Origin of the sequence: Rhodococcus sp. NPDC057135 (genome assembly GCF_042670865.1) — a bacterium.
In the GTDB taxonomy this organism is placed as follows: domain Bacteria; phylum Actinomycetota; class Actinomycetes; order Mycobacteriales; family Mycobacteriaceae; genus Rhodococcus_F.
Genome location: NZ_JBHUUU010000003.1, coordinates 128,485 through 141,569, shown reverse-complemented (window position 1 = coordinate 141,569; position 13,085 = coordinate 128,485). Strand labels below are relative to the sequence as shown.

Sequence of the window (13,085 nt, the reverse complement as noted above, 5' to 3'; positions counted from 1 at the left end):
CTCGCAGGGGTGTGCGTGGTAGCCGCGCCGACACTAGGACAGAATTGAGTGGTGACCGGACCGCGCGAACCCTACGACCCCGAAACTCGGCGAATCCACGACGAGCCGGAGGGGCAACAGGTGCACCCCGGTTACGACAATTACCCACCCGCGGCCCGCCCGGACAACTACCCGCCTTCGGCCCGTCCCGCTGCCCGTCGCACGCCTTTGCCGCCGCTGCATCCGATCCCGGAATCACGCGGAGACTCCGATTCCGCATCAGGTTCGAAGGCACCGGGTGCGGACGCTCCCAAGGCTCCCCCGATGCCTCGCAAGCTCACCGTCACCCGCGTCGCAGCGATGCGCAGTCGTGAACTGACGAACAAGGGCATCGCGACTTTCCAGCGCGCAGCGAAGGCCGACGGCGCGGACAAGTCCGGCCTGACCGCTCTCACCTACGCGGTGATGACGAACAATGCCACCGACGCGGCCATCTCCGTCGCCCTCGCCAACACGCTGTTCTTCTCGGCCGCGACGGGTGAGGACAAGACCAAGGTCGCGCTCTATCTCCTGATCACGATCGCGCCGTTCGCCGTGATCGCGCCGCTCATCGGTCCGATGCTCGACCGCTTGCAGCGTGGCCGCCGAATCGCGCTCGCGTCGTCGTTCGGAGTCCGGACGCTCCTCGCGGTGATCCTGGTCTTCAACTTCGACAGCTGGATTCTGTATCCGGCAGCGCTCGGCATGATGGTGCTCAGTAAATCGTTCTCGGTACTCAAGAGTGCGGTGACTCCACGCGTGCTACCACCGGAAATAGACCTGGTGCGAGTCAATTCGCGTCTGACGGTCTTCGGGTTGATCGGTGGAACGATCGGGGCCGGCGCTGTCGCGGGTGCGCTCGCCCTCGCTTTCGGTTCCACCGGAGCCTTGTGGTTCGCGGTTGCCGTCACCGTCTTCGGCGCATATCTGAGCATGCGAATCCCGTCGTGGGTCGAGGTCACCGAGGGTGAGGTTCCCGCGACCATCACTTACCACCCGGACGAGGCACATCACGCCGGCAGCGCCCCACCACAGCCGAACGCGAAACCGGCCAAGGTCCGTCAGCCTCTCGGACGGGCCGTGATCATCGGACTCTGGGGCAACGGAACCATCCGAGTGCTCACCGGCTTCCTGACGCTCTACATCGCGTTCGTCGCCAAATCACGTACCGATCACGAGCCACTCCAGCAAGCCATGATGCTCGGCTTGGTCGGCGCAGCCGCCGGTCTGGGTAACTTCGCCGGCAATGCCGCGGGCGCTCGCCTCAAGCTCGGCAGGCCCGCGTTGATCGTGCTTCGGTGCACGGCCTCGGTATGGATCATCGCCGTGATCGCCGCTCTGACGGACAACCTGATGACCGCCGCCCTCGCAACGCTCATCGCTTCCGCCGCCAGCGCACTCGCCAAGGTCTCGCTCGACGCGTCACTGCAGCACGACCTGCCCGAGGAATCGATCGCGTCCGGATTCGGCAGATCGGAGACGGTTCTGCAGTTGAGCTGGGTACTCGGCGGGGCATTGGGGGTTCTGCTTCCGACCGAATACTGGATCGGGTTCACTGTTGTATCGGTGTTCCTGACGATCGGGCTCCTACAGACCTTCCTGAGCTACCGAGGAAGCAGCCTCCTGCCCGGCCTCGGCGGGAAGCGACCCGATCTGGCCGAACAAGAAGTGACCGAAGTGATTTACACCGGTAAATCCAACCGAGGACAAGGAAGTACTCCGCAGTGATGATGCGCTCGAGAACAAAGAAGATCGTGGCAGCGATCAGTGTCCTGATGGTGGTGGCACTGGTTGCTTACGTCTCCGTTCTTTTCGTGATCATCAAGAACATCAACGACGACCCCGACAAGCTGCCGGTCATCACTGCATACGCACACGGCACGACGATCGAGACCAACCCTGCCGGGTTCTGCACCATCGATCTGTCCCAGTGCGCCCAGGTGGGCGACATCTACGCACTCGACGTTCCTGCGGGCTATCCGCTGCAGCTGTCGTTGTCGACGGACGTCTCGGATGCGCAGTGGGCACTGCTGGCCGTCTACGAGGATGCCGACGGCAACCAGACCGGCGAGCCCCGAGTCTTCGAGCCCGGTGAGGCATTGGCCGTGACGGTCGAATCTTCGAGCGATCCCGTCAAGCAACTCGTCGGCGTCGAAATCCACCTCGCTGTCGGTGAGGGAAGCGAACAGGGACTGCTGATCTGGTCGATCAAGACCGCCTGATCCCCGGACCATGAAAATGCCCTGCACACCGATTGGTGTGCAGGGCATTTTGTCAGCAGCTGTGTATCGAAGCGATCAGGTGTCGAGCTCGCGAGCGACGGCCCGGACGACCTCGGAGATCCGCTGAGCGGTCTTGCGGTCCGGGTACTTGCCGTTGCGCAGATCCGGCTGGACCTTCGCCTCGAGCAATGTGATCATGTCCTCGACCATGCCGTGCAACTGGTCAGGGGTGTGCTTACGCTCGACGGGCTCACGACGCGTCGCCGTAGCGCCGCGCAACGACGGCGCCGGCTCGAGAACCTTCAGGCTCAGCGCCTGCGGACCGCGTCGACCTGCAGCCATGCCGAACTCGACGCGCTGGCCGGCCTTCAAGCCCTCGACGCCCTCGGGGAGAGCGGAAGCACGGACGTAGACGTCCTCGCCCTCTTCCTGCGACAGAAAGCCGAAACCCTTTTCGACGTCGTACCACTTCACCTTGCCGGTCGGCACCGCGTTCACCTGCTCATCACTCGACTGGGGCATCTGCCCCAATGTGCTCGGGAGGCTCTCGGAAGAGCCTCATGGCCTTGCTCGCATCGCTTCCGGTGGAAGAATGCAAAAGAACGCGCCCCACACTTGCTTCAGCGGGGCGCGCAGTCTGTTAACAGTCTACCTGTGACGAACCCGGGTCGGCACCCAGGTTTACAGGCACTATCCTCGTAGGTGTGGACCCTCAACCGAACCCGCGCACTTCCGGCACCGGAAACGGTCTGTTCCGTACGGCGATGGCACTGTTCATCGTCGGATTCCTGGCGATCGTGGCCATCTTCGCGGTCCACATCTTCAGCGACACTCCGCCCGGCCTGGCCTTGTATCTCGTCGCACTCGCGTGCCCGATCGGTTTCCTTCTCGCGATCGTCTACACGCTGAGATCCGGTCGACGCGTGCGCTGATCTCTCCCGCCTCCAACCGAAAGGTCACTGACCATGAGAATCCTCCTGAACGTGATCTGGCTGGTGTTCGGCGGCTTCTGGCTGGCATTGGGTTACTTCGCCGCAGGCATCATCTGCTGCATCCTCATCATCACGATTCCCTTCGGAATCGCAGCGTTCCGCATCGGCATCTACGCGCTGTGGCCGTTCGGTAAGACCGTCGTCGACAAGCCCACCGCCGGGGTCGGTTCGATGATCGGCAACGTCATCTGGGTGATCATCGCCGGCATCTGGTTGGCGATCGGACACATCGTCACCGCCGTCGCGATGGCAATCACGATCATCGGAATTCCACTCGCCGTCGCGAACTTGAAGATGATTCCGATCTCGCTGATGCCGCTCGGCAAGGAGATCGTCGACGTGGACCGCGTCAATTACGCATAGCCGTCGATCGCGTCAATTGCTCGTAATCGGCCTCGCAAACCGAAGAACCCGACCACGGCAGGTGCTGTGGTCGGGTTCTTCTATCAGGTCGGATCAGCGGCCGAGGCTACCGAGTCCGGGGAGGTTACCGAGCGAACCGGTACCCGTTCCCGGGTTGCCCGGATCAACGGGGCCGACCGGCCCCTCGGAGACCACCACGGTCACGCTCGAAGCGCGCGAAAGCACGCCCTTCGCAGTGATCTCGACGGTGGCGCTGCCGACAGCGGTGGGGGTTCCCGAGATGGTGCCGTCCTGTGCGAGGGACAGTCCGCCGGGCAGAGTGCCGTTGGTGAGTGCAAAGGTTGCGCGCGTGTCAGCGGCAGTGAGCTTCTGCGAATACGCCTTACCGACCTGAGCGGCAGGCAGTTCGACGGTCGCGGGCAGCGGGTACGCAGCGACTACGGTCACCTTGCCCCCGTTGGTCGTCGACGCGATGGCGCCGGTCGAGGTGTCGAGCGCGAGGTTTTTGACCTTCTCCAGTGCCGGAACCTTGGTATCGGCCAGAGCGGTGGTGGCGCGCGTCGTCAGATCGACCGACCACAAGTGTCCGTTCATGACGTCGGCGACATATGCAATGCCTGCCGCAGAGTCGACGATCACGCCGTTGGGAATCGCGGTCGGAGACAGCGTGGTCTTCGACAGAACCGCGCCGGACGGGGTGATGGCCCACAGGTTGGTTGCCCGCGTGTCGGTCATGTAGATGTTGCCGGTGTTCGTGTCGACATCGACGTCGACCGGGTAGAGGTTGTCGGCACGCGCGATCGACTTGAGTGCTCCGCCCTTGCGCACGTCCGCCTGCCACAGCGTGCGGCCGTAGTTCTCGTCGAAGAAGTTGGTGTCTGCGATGTAGAGGAAGCCGCGGACGCCGTCGAAGGCGAGCTTGGTCGGCGTTGCCGACTTGTCGACCAGAATGCTCGACACGGCGTCGGCGGCATTGGGGTCGACAACTCGGATGTTGCCGGACTTGTAGTCCGAGAAGTACGCGAGGTGTGTTGTGGGGTCGACGACGACATCGTTGATCTGCGGCCGCGAGCCGTCGGGGTTCTTCTCGCTCAGCGTGACCGTCTTTTCGACCTTGCCGGTCTTGGTGTCGACAATCGAGATCGCGCCTCCGTAGGAGGAGGACACGTACGCGCGTCCGAGGCCCGAGTCCACGGCAACTGCCGACGGGTAGCCGACGACACCGTCGATGCTGCCGACGGACGTGCCGGTGTTCGTGTCGACGACGGACAACGAGCTGGTCGGTCCGCCGTACTGCGTGATGTATCCGCGGTGGGTTGCCGAGTCGACGACGATGTCGCCAGGCTGGTTTGCGGAATAGCTTCCGACAACGCCGTGCGTCGGATCCTCGGGTGTGGCATGTGCAGCGGGGGCGGTGACAGCCAGGCCGACAGCAGCGGCGGCGACGGCGAGCGACGCGGTGACCGCGCGCCGACGGTATTGCAGTTTCATGAGGGGTGCCTTAATGCTCTGGGAGACTCTGCGAATCCTGCCCATTCGGACAAGTCAGGCAAACCTAACCTAAGTAGTCTTGTAAGTGTTGAGACTCGGACCACATCTACGGCCCGAATCGGCACGTCTCTCATTCACTCGAAATCCCATACCCGCATAACGTGTGACCTTGCTCACATTACGGATGGATAACGGAACGGACACAACCGGACATTCACTCAGGCACCCCCACCGACCTGGGAAGAGTCTCCTGCGCTTTGTGTGACGCGTTGTACGTCTTTCGCCACGCCGCGTTATCAAATGGTGACACGAGAGACTCGAGCCGTTACCGTCGTTTTCGGCCGGGAAACTCGGCCACCTCCGGCCCGCCGCGCCAAGCCTTGTCCCGCGGGTACCGGACTTCCGACAGAGCATTCCAGGGACGAGGACGGGGGACCCAAAGTCCTCTGTGAGAACAGAAAAGTTCTCCAGTGGACACCGGTTCGGTCGCAAGACCGGATCTTGGGGTGAAGCCAGACCCTTTCCAGCCAGGAAAGGCGAGGCCGGGCGACCTCTCAGCCCGAACCCGACAGCTGACCTCGCAGGCGCGTGTGGAGAGGATTTCGACCATCATGAGCGGACGCCATCGCAAGCCCACCACCACCGGCCGCACTGTCGCCAAGGTCGCCGTCACCGGCGCCATCATGGGCGTAGCAGGAATTGCAGCCACCGGAACCGCAAACGCTGCCCCCGACTCCGACTGGGATCGTCTCGCCCAGTGTGAGGCCGGCGGAAACTGGGCCATCAACACCGGCAACGGTTACCAGGGCGGATTGCAGTTCTCCCCCAGCACGTGGAACGCACACGGCGGCGGACAGTATGCAGCCACCGCAAACCAGGCCTCTCGCGAGCAGCAGATCGTTGTTGCCGAGCGTGTTCTCGCAAACCAGGGTTGGGGCGCATGGCCGTCCTGCTCCTCCAGCCTCGGACTGAGCAGCGGCGCCACCGAGCGTTCCGCTCCGGCCACCACGGCTCCTCAGGCAGCTCCGGCTCCGGCACAGCAGGTCGCTCAGACCGTTGCGCACCCGGTTGCCGACGCCATCGATCAGGCAATCGCTTTCGCCAAGGCCAACGGCATCCCGGTCGACCCGCAGATCCTCGCAGTCGCCGACACCGCGAAGACGTTCCTCAAGTAACACCGGCAAGACTGTCCGCTCGGACGCTCGAACTAGAGAAGGCCCGCACCGAATCGGTGCGGGCCTTCTTCGTGTCGAGTTGTTATCGGTTGATGACGGTGTGCGGGTGTACGTAAGGGAGTGACTCCACCGGAACCGGAAAGGTGGTGTCCTCGCCGAAGGGTGAAAGTCCACCTGCACGGGTCGATGACAATTCGGTCACTGCGTGATCTCCGTCTGCAGTTTCCGGCCATCCTGGATCTACATAGTGTTGCTTCGAATTGTTGGCCACGAAGTCATTTTGACAGGACGCCGTTACGCCGTACAGACCAGGTCTCTAATCTGATACCTGATGACCGAAACACGTGGCACCCCGGCGGGCAGTTCCGCAGCCGAAAGTCTGACCGATTGGCTCTCGGCGCGCAGTGACGCCGAGTTGACGGAGTTGCTGCGTCTGCGCCCCGATCTGGCCGTGCCACCGCCGAGCACGATGGTCGTTCTCAGCGGACGCGCGCAGCAACGCGCGTCGGTCAGTCGAGCGGCCGACGAACTCGACACCCTCGATTTCGGACTTCTCGAATTGTTGGCGCTGGCCGGCGCCGAGGAAACCCCGATGACGCGAGCGGAACTCAACAGCGCGATCGCCGAACGCGCACTGACCGGCAAGGGCAAGGTCACCAAGAAGGCCGTCGACAAGTCGCTGTCGAAGATGCGCGAGTCCGCGCTCATCTGGGGTGTCGATCCCATCAGCGTCGTCCCGGCAGTCATCGGGATGATTCCCTGGCGTGTGGGGCGTGCCCTCGAACCTGCCGAGGCGATGTCCGAGACCGAGATCTCGGCGGCCCTCGACGCTCTGGACACCCGAGAACGGGAGCTCCTCGAGACTCTCGCCAACTCCAGCCCGATCGGCCGCACCCGCGACGCTGCCCCGGGAACGCCGCCCGAGCGCCCGGTTCAGCGATTGCTGGCAGCCGGCCTGCTGCGATGGCTCGACGAGCAGACAGTCGAACTTCCGGCGACGGTTCGTCAGGTCATCCGCGGCGAGCCGGTTTTCGATCCGACGACACTGACCGCACCGGTCATCGGGGGCGACAAACTCAAACCGGCGGACGTCAACGCCGCAGCAGCCGGCGAAGCACTCGAGTTGGTACGCCAATGCGAGAACGTGATCGCAGTTCTGGGAGCGGCACCGGCCCCCGCCCTGCGAGCTGGTGGACTCGGCGTTCGAGAACTACGACGCGTGGCCAAGACGGCCGATCTCGACGAAGCGCGAGTGAGCCTTCTTGTCGAATTGCTCTCGGCAGCCGGACTCATCGCGAGCGGAACGCCCGACCCGGCGCCGATCTCGGACAACGCTGACGAATACTGGACGCCCACACTCGCCGTCGACGGCTGGCTGAACGCGTCCACAGCGCGACGGTGGGAGGTCCTGGCGTCCGCTTGGGTCGACGTACCGCGCGTTCCGTGGATGATCGGGCTGCGGGATTCCACCGACAAGCCGATCGCGGCACTGTCCGAGGAGGGCCGCGCACCGGCGGCACCGCGAGATCGTCAGGCCATTCTAGGGCTGCTCGCCGAACTCGACAGTGGTCAGACTGCATCGGCCGTCGAGGTCAGTCGGCTGCTGGCGTGGCGACGTCCGCGGTGGAGCGGACGCCTACGGACCTTCGCGATCGAGCGGACTCTGGACGAGGCCGCCGCGCTCGGACTGGTAGCCCGCGGCGCTTTGTCGTCCCCGGGACGAGCATTGCTGCACGGCGGGGACGCCGAAGCCGAAATGCAGTCCGCGCTTCCCGAGCCCATCGACTACATCCTGGTCCAGGCAGATCTGACATTGGTTGCGCCGGGTCCGCTCGTACCGGACCTGCTCGAGCAGGTGAGCCTGGTCGCGGACATCGAGTCGGCAGGATCGGCGTCCATGTACCGCATCAGCGAGGACAGTGTGCGGCGTGCTCTCGACGCCGGCCTGACGGCCACCGAACTGCATGCCATGTTCGCTTCGAAATCGAAGACACCTGTCCCCCAATCGCTTTCGTATCTGATTGACGATGTTGCCCGTCGGCACGGACGACTGCGCGCCGGGGTCGCAGCGTCGTTCATCCGGTGCGAGGACGCATCACTGTTGGCGGAGGTACTCGCATCGGCGGTGGCCGAGTCCCTGGCATTGCGCGCATTGGCTCCCACGGTCGCGATCTCCCAAGCCCCGCTACGCGAGGTCCTGGCCGAATTGCGCGCAGCCGGATTTGCGCCGGCCGGTGAAGACTCCTCGGGAACGCTGGTCGATCTTCGCCCACGCGGGGCTCGCGTACCGAACCGTCGCAGCCGACCGGCGTCGAGAATGCCTGCGAGCCCGTCGGCGGATCAGTTGGCGTCGTTGGTACGCACGATGCGGGCAGGCGACCGCGCTTCCGCCCCCGGCCGTGGCGGCGTTCGAACGGACGGCTCGCGCGAGAACAACGCAGCCACCATCGCCTTGCTGGCCACGGCGGCAAGAGACAATTCCAGCGTCAACATCGGTTACGTCGACGCCCAGGGGGTGGCGACCCATCGCATCGTCGACCCCGTCAGCGTGGGCGGCGGACAGCTGGACGCCTTCGACCCGGCAAGTGGTGCGGTACGCCGTTTCACGTTGCACCGCATTACTTCCGTCAGCCCCGTCGACTCAGGAAAAAAGTAGCAGAAAAGAAGCAACTGGCTTTTTTCTGTAAATGAAGTATGGTCGAGGTCAGTTTGTGATTGCCACTTCGAAAAATGAGGAGCGACAATGGCTGACAAGGCGCCGGGTAAAAACATGAAGAAACCCGCCCAGTCGATCAAGGAACGCCGTGCGGAAAAGCGCGCGAAAACTGCGGAGTCTTCGGAGTTCATCCGTAAGAGAAAGCGGAGCTGACAGCACAGTCCAGAGAAAGACGAGCTGACTGCGAAGCTGACCAATGCCGGCCCCCACCGACACCCTCGTGCATCTGCACGAAACATTCAACCTGTTCAAGTCACGTAGTCGAGGAACTGATGCACGCTCGCGCGGCTACGCAGCGGGCATGACCCTCGCTTCACTCTGCGTCCTCGACGAACACGCTCGGCAGTCCGGAATACTTCTTTCGGATTTACCGCAGAAAGAGAATTAACCATCGTGAAAAGAACAATCCACACCCTGGACCGTATTCAAACAAGACTCGAATCGGAGCTTGATTCCACTCCGGGCGATTCCGAAAAGAATATCGGCTATCGATCCGGAATTTCCGAGGCTATTACTCATGTAATGGAAATGCGAAAGTCTGTCGTCGCGCAAAAATAAGGGACTCATCCCAATAACTGCCGCACGCCACCGATCAGAAAGACGACCTGATCCTCGTAGAAGTCGGCAAGTCGCTCCGGCGCGAGCGGCTTGCCACTTCCGCTCCAATCGTCCGCCCGGCTCAATGCTTGGAGGAAGCCCATCAAGGCGATCGCCCAGCGAGTCTCGAGCCTTTCCGGATCGGTAGCGGGAAATGTACGACGAACCTGGTCGAGAAGGTGATCGCGAAGGTGCAGCTCGGTCGCCTCGAGTGCGGGATGCCCTGGCCGTGACATCTGCGGCTGCGAGATCTGCGTGACGATCCTGATCCATCGCATTCCCCGCGTGCGGTGGCGAAGGAGCAACGCCTCGTAGGGCGCGGTGACAGCCCGTACCAGCGCCTCGACCGTCGGCGGCGTCTGTTCGGCGGCAAGGGCGTCCACGTTCGCGCTGATCTGATCTCGCACCGACGTTCCCATGTCCAGCAGCACCGCGGCGACCAGATCGTCCTTGGTGCCGAAATGGTAGTGGACAGACGACGGACCGAGACCGGCCGCTGCGTTGACCGAGCGCAACGAGACTGCATCCAATCCCTCTGTCGCGAAAAGCCGCTCGGCAGTTTTGAGCAAGCGCATGCGCGTCGCGTCGCCTTGTCGGTTCTGCCTGGAGTCGGTCACACGAACGAGCTTCGCACGGGCTCGCCGAACTTCTCCGAAGCGCCGACCGCGGAGTCAGAGTGATTCACGGTGTGCTCGCACCCTGTTGTCGCGATCGACCCAGCCGTGGGCGCGTGCGTAGTCCACCATCGCGGAGAACTTCTGCCTCCACTGCGCGTTTCCGACCTGGGCCGCGACGGCTTGTTCCAGGTGAGCAATGTCGAGCCAGACGTGATCGTCCTCGAGTTCCCCCCACGGTTCCAATACCCGACGCAGAGTCTCGGACTGATCGTCGCCGCCTACGACGACCGAGAGACTGGTGAAGTCGTCGACCCCGTTCAGTTCGACGATCGAGGAGGTGGGGGTGATGGTGACGTCCAGTTGCATGACCTCTTCAACGCTCCTTCTCGAAATGCCTGGTTCAGTTGATCTACTCGCGACAACCTTAGACGACATGACTGCGCCAGATAGCGTTGAGCTACAAGTGATTACAAACCTCCCATTGTGCGGGAGATTCAACTTATTGGATCAGTTGATCCATGTTAGACATCTCTACCAGAGCGAGTGAGCCAAATCACTTCTCTGTCGACAGGAGATGTCATCATGCGGTCCGCATCGTCCATCCGCTTCGGAGCCTTCCTTGCCCCGTACCACCCGCTCGACGCCGATCCAGCCTTGCAGCTCAGACGCGATATCGATCTCATGGCGCACCTGGATCACCTCGGCTTCGAGGAAGCCTGGATGGGTGAGCATCATTCGACCGGCGCCGAAATCGTGCCCGCGCCGGACATGTTCATCGCCGCCGCCGCAGAGCGGACCGAGCGCATCCAGTTCGGTACGGGCGTGACGTCCCTGCCCTATCACCACCCGCTGATCACGGCCGACCGCATCACTCAACTCGATCTGCAGACCCGCGGACGGCTCATCTTCGGCACCGGCCCGGGCAAGATCCCCCTCGACGCACACATGATGGGTATCAACCCGTCGGATCAGCGCCGCCGCCAGGGCGAAGCACTCGAGGCCATTCTCGCGTTGCTCCGCGGCGAGGTCGTCAACATGGAAACCGACTGGTTCACGTTGCGTGATGCTCGTGCACAGCTGCCCACGTACCGCGCGGACGGCATCGAGACCGTGACAGCGTCGACGATTTCGCCCAACGGTTCGGTACTCGCAGGCAAGAACGGCCTCTCCTTGCTCTCGTTGGCTGCGAGTTCACCCAGCGGATTCGACGCACTGGATCGCAACTGGGATGTGTACGAGAAGGTCTCGGCCGAGTACGGCCACCACGCCGACCGTGCGACGTGGCGGGTGGTCACTCCGATGTTCATCGCAGAGACCCGAGCCGAGGCCGAGCGCGCCGTGAGCCGACGGATCGGATCGATGGCCTCCTACGTGAATCGGCAGACCGGCCAGACCCCGGCCTGGGCAGATACGCCGGCCGGGATCATCGACCAGTGGCGTAACGACACTCTCGGCGAGTTCGGTCAGGCGATCATCGGCACCCCCGAGGATGCGATCGCACAGATCGAGCGCCTGATCGAGAAGACGGGAGGGTTCGGCACGTTCCTGATCCTTCACGTCGACATGGCGAGCTGGGAGGACACCAAACGCAGCTACGAATTGTTCGCCTCCGAGGTGGTCCCGCACTTCCGGAAGCGGAACGTCGGGCGTCAGGCGAGCATGCAGTTCGCCGAGGACAATCGCGAGTACCTGATCGGCGGGCTTGTCGGAGCGCTCACCAAAGCCCACACCGACTACTACGGCCAGCCGGCCGAGACAGGAGCCGTGCGCGCATGAGGGCCGTCCGTTTCCAGCAGGGAGAATTCGCGGTCACCGAGATGGCCGACCCGCCGCCGTTGGCACCCCATCAAATCCGCATCGACGTCGTCGCCTGCGGGATCTGCGGCAGTGACCTGAGCATGTCGAAAGACCCGTGCCGGTTCGTCGAGGTCGCACACGACGGGGGCTACCCGCTCGCCACCTTCGACCCCGACCGCCCCGTAGTCCTGGGACACGAGTATGCGGGTATCGTCTCCGAAACCGGCTCTGCAGTAGCCGATTTCGCGATCGGAGACAGGGTGGCGGGCATCGGCCTGGCCACCGACACTGCCACCGGGATCCCGACGATCATCGGCTACTCGAACGAATACCACGGCGCGTTCGGCGACCACATCGTCGTCGACGCGTTCTGGGTCCGCAAAGTTCCCGATCACCTGTCACTCGAACACGCCACACTTGCCGAACCTCTCCACGTCGGCGAGATGCACCTTCAACAGTCCGGCCTCACCTCGGCCGATTCGGCGCTCGTCATCGGTTGCGGGACGATCGGACTTGGCGCCGTCGTCGCGGCGAAGGCGAGAGGAGCACAGATCGTCATCGCGTCCGAGCCCTCCCCCACACGACGCGAGCTCGCCGCGAAGATGGGCGCGGACATCGTCGTCGATCCGGCCGAGCAGGATCCGATCGAACTGTGGAATCAGATGGTCGCCGAGGGCAACCCACTCGTCGGTCAGGCCGCAAACGGCATTCTGATCGCGTACGAATGCAGCGGCCGGGCGGGGGTTATCGGGGAACTGATGCGCACCTTGCCGTTCAACTCGCGGATACAGGTGCTGGCTGCGCCGTTCGGCGACGAGACGATCATTCCCGTCGTCGGGCAGTTCCGGAGGATCTCGATCAACTTCGGTCACGGCCCCTACGAGAATGCCTACGACATCACCCTGCAGAGACTCGCCGATGGAGAGATCGACGCCGAAGCGATCATCACCGGCCGGGTCGGCCTCGATGGTGTCTCGGACGCTTTCGCAGCTCTGCGCGTACCCGACGAACACGTGAAGATCCTCGTTCTACCCGGCGCCGGCCGCCCGGAATAGCGGTCGGTCATGCCCTGTTGACGTAGGGGTGCCCGCACTCGG

The 13,085-nt window shown here is 63.4% G+C and carries 14 protein-coding genes and 1 riboswitch; of the genes, 9 read left to right on the top strand and 5 right to left on the bottom strand.

Going from position 1 to position 13,085, the window contains the following annotated elements; all coding sequences use genetic code 11:
• Positions 1-51: 51 nt before the first annotated feature.
• Together ACFT1A_RS06090 and ACFT1A_RS06085 are read left to right on the top strand one after the other, a co-directional pair.
• Positions 52-1,746 (top strand): MFS transporter, encoded by a 1,695-nt coding sequence (locus tag ACFT1A_RS06090; protein WP_378446236.1) that lies wholly within the window; start codon positions 52-54, stop codon positions 1,744-1,746.
• A 26-nt stretch (positions 1,747-1,772) separates the two neighbouring features.
• Positions 1,773-2,240 carry a DUF2771 domain-containing protein gene (locus ACFT1A_RS06085; RefSeq protein WP_234036855.1) on the top strand — a complete coding sequence of 156 codons (468 nt, stop codon included), beginning with the start codon at positions 1,773-1,775 and terminating at the stop codon, positions 2,238-2,240.
• 75 nt (positions 2,241-2,315) lie between these two features.
• On the opposite strand, the gene ACFT1A_RS06080 is transcribed toward ACFT1A_RS06085, so the two are convergent.
• Positions 2,316-2,729: a cold-shock protein gene (locus ACFT1A_RS06080; protein WP_007733502.1), complete on the bottom strand. Its 414-nt coding sequence runs from the start codon at positions 2,727-2,729 to the stop codon at positions 2,316-2,318.
• Between the two features lie 215 nt (positions 2,730-2,944).
• On the opposite strand from ACFT1A_RS06080, the gene ACFT1A_RS06075 reads away from it, so the two are divergent.
• Both ACFT1A_RS06075 and ACFT1A_RS06070 read left to right on the top strand, forming a co-directional pair.
• The gene (locus ACFT1A_RS06075; RefSeq protein ID WP_003940194.1) at positions 2,945-3,172 is read left to right on the top strand and encodes a hypothetical protein; all 228 of its coding nucleotides are present in this window, start codon (positions 2,945-2,947) and stop codon (positions 3,170-3,172) included.
• Between the two features lie 33 nt (positions 3,173-3,205).
• The gene (locus ACFT1A_RS06070) at positions 3,206-3,595 is read left to right on the top strand and encodes a YccF domain-containing protein (protein WP_003939919.1); all 390 of its coding nucleotides are present in this window, start codon (positions 3,206-3,208) and stop codon (positions 3,593-3,595) included.
• 93 nt (positions 3,596-3,688) lie between these two features.
• Here ACFT1A_RS06070 and ACFT1A_RS06065 read toward each other — a convergent pair whose 3' ends face one another.
• Positions 3,689-5,086, bottom strand: a complete 1,398-nt coding sequence (locus ACFT1A_RS06065) for a YncE family protein (protein WP_378446235.1) — start codon at positions 5,084-5,086, stop codon at positions 3,689-3,691.
• A gap of 382 nt (positions 5,087-5,468) precedes the next feature.
• A riboswitch (cyclic di-AMP (ydaO/yuaA leader) is annotated at positions 5,469-5,689 on the top strand.
• A gap of 8 nt (positions 5,690-5,697) precedes the next feature.
• On the opposite strand from ACFT1A_RS06065, the gene ACFT1A_RS06060 reads away from it, so the two are divergent.
• Positions 5,698-6,261, top strand: a complete 564-nt coding sequence (locus ACFT1A_RS06060; RefSeq protein WP_378446234.1) for a transglycosylase family protein — start codon at positions 5,698-5,700, stop codon at positions 6,259-6,261.
• Between the two features lie 82 nt (positions 6,262-6,343).
• Here the strand turns inward: ACFT1A_RS06060 and ACFT1A_RS06055 are convergent, their stop codons facing one another.
• Complete coding sequence (locus ACFT1A_RS06055) at positions 6,344-6,532, bottom strand: hypothetical protein (RefSeq protein WP_019744939.1); 189 nt, start codon at positions 6,530-6,532, stop codon at positions 6,344-6,346.
• 60 nt (positions 6,533-6,592) lie between these two features.
• Between ACFT1A_RS06055 and ACFT1A_RS06050 the strand changes: the two genes are divergently transcribed.
• Positions 6,593-8,917 (top strand): helicase-associated domain-containing protein, encoded by a 2,325-nt coding sequence (locus ACFT1A_RS06050; RefSeq protein ID WP_378446233.1) that lies wholly within the window; start codon positions 6,593-6,595, stop codon positions 8,915-8,917.
• A gap of 87 nt (positions 8,918-9,004) precedes the next feature.
• Positions 9,005-9,130, top strand: coding sequence for a hypothetical protein (locus ACFT1A_RS06045; RefSeq protein WP_007733507.1), 126 nt, complete (start codon positions 9,005-9,007; stop codon positions 9,128-9,130).
• 410 nt (positions 9,131-9,540) lie between these two features.
• Here the strand turns inward: ACFT1A_RS06045 and ACFT1A_RS06040 are convergent, their stop codons facing one another.
• Positions 9,541-10,191: a TetR/AcrR family transcriptional regulator gene (locus tag ACFT1A_RS06040; protein ID WP_378446232.1), complete on the bottom strand. Its 651-nt coding sequence runs from the start codon at positions 10,189-10,191 to the stop codon at positions 9,541-9,543.
• A gap of 54 nt (positions 10,192-10,245) precedes the next feature.
• Positions 10,246-10,557 carry a hypothetical protein gene (locus ACFT1A_RS06035; RefSeq protein ID WP_378446231.1) on the bottom strand — a complete coding sequence of 104 codons (312 nt, stop codon included), beginning with the start codon at positions 10,555-10,557 and terminating at the stop codon, positions 10,246-10,248.
• A 216-nt stretch (positions 10,558-10,773) separates the two neighbouring features.
• Here ACFT1A_RS06035 and ACFT1A_RS06030 point away from each other — a divergent pair, with 216 nt between their 5' ends.
• Together ACFT1A_RS06030 and ACFT1A_RS06025 are read left to right on the top strand one after the other, a co-directional pair.
• Positions 10,774-11,967, top strand: coding sequence for an LLM class flavin-dependent oxidoreductase (locus ACFT1A_RS06030; protein ID WP_378446230.1), 1,194 nt, complete (start codon positions 10,774-10,776; stop codon positions 11,965-11,967).
• On the top strand, positions 11,964-13,043 hold the full coding sequence (locus tag ACFT1A_RS06025; protein ID WP_378446229.1) for an alcohol dehydrogenase catalytic domain-containing protein: 1,080 nt from the start codon (positions 11,964-11,966) through the stop codon (positions 13,041-13,043). Before ACFT1A_RS06030 ends, ACFT1A_RS06025 begins: the two co-directional genes overlap by 4 nt.
• The last annotated feature ends 42 nt before the right edge of the window (positions 13,044-13,085 follow it).

Bases quoted from the DNA above. Each gene is read 5' to 3' on its own strand.
- ACFT1A_RS06070 (WP_003939919.1), top strand. From the start codon at position 3,206: ATGAGAATCCTCCTGAACGTGATCTGGCTGGTGTTCGGCGGCTTCTGG.
- ACFT1A_RS06065 (WP_378446235.1), bottom strand. From the start codon at position 5,086: ATGAAACTGCAATACCGTCGGCGCGCGGTCACCGCGTCGCTCGCCGTC.
- ACFT1A_RS06060 (WP_378446234.1), top strand. From the start codon at position 5,698: ATGAGCGGACGCCATCGCAAGCCCACCACCACCGGCCGCACTGTCGCC.
- ACFT1A_RS06050 (WP_378446233.1), top strand. From the start codon at position 6,593: ATGACCGAAACACGTGGCACCCCGGCGGGCAGTTCCGCAGCCGAAAGT.
- ACFT1A_RS06045 (WP_007733507.1), top strand. From the start codon at position 9,005: ATGGCTGACAAGGCGCCGGGTAAAAACATGAAGAAACCCGCCCAGTCG.
- ACFT1A_RS06035 (WP_378446231.1), bottom strand. From the start codon at position 10,557: ATGCAACTGGACGTCACCATCACCCCCACCTCCTCGATCGTCGAACTG.
- ACFT1A_RS06030 (WP_378446230.1), top strand. From the start codon at position 10,774: ATGCGGTCCGCATCGTCCATCCGCTTCGGAGCCTTCCTTGCCCCGTAC.
- ACFT1A_RS06025 (WP_378446229.1), top strand. From the start codon at position 11,964: ATGAGGGCCGTCCGTTTCCAGCAGGGAGAATTCGCGGTCACCGAGATG.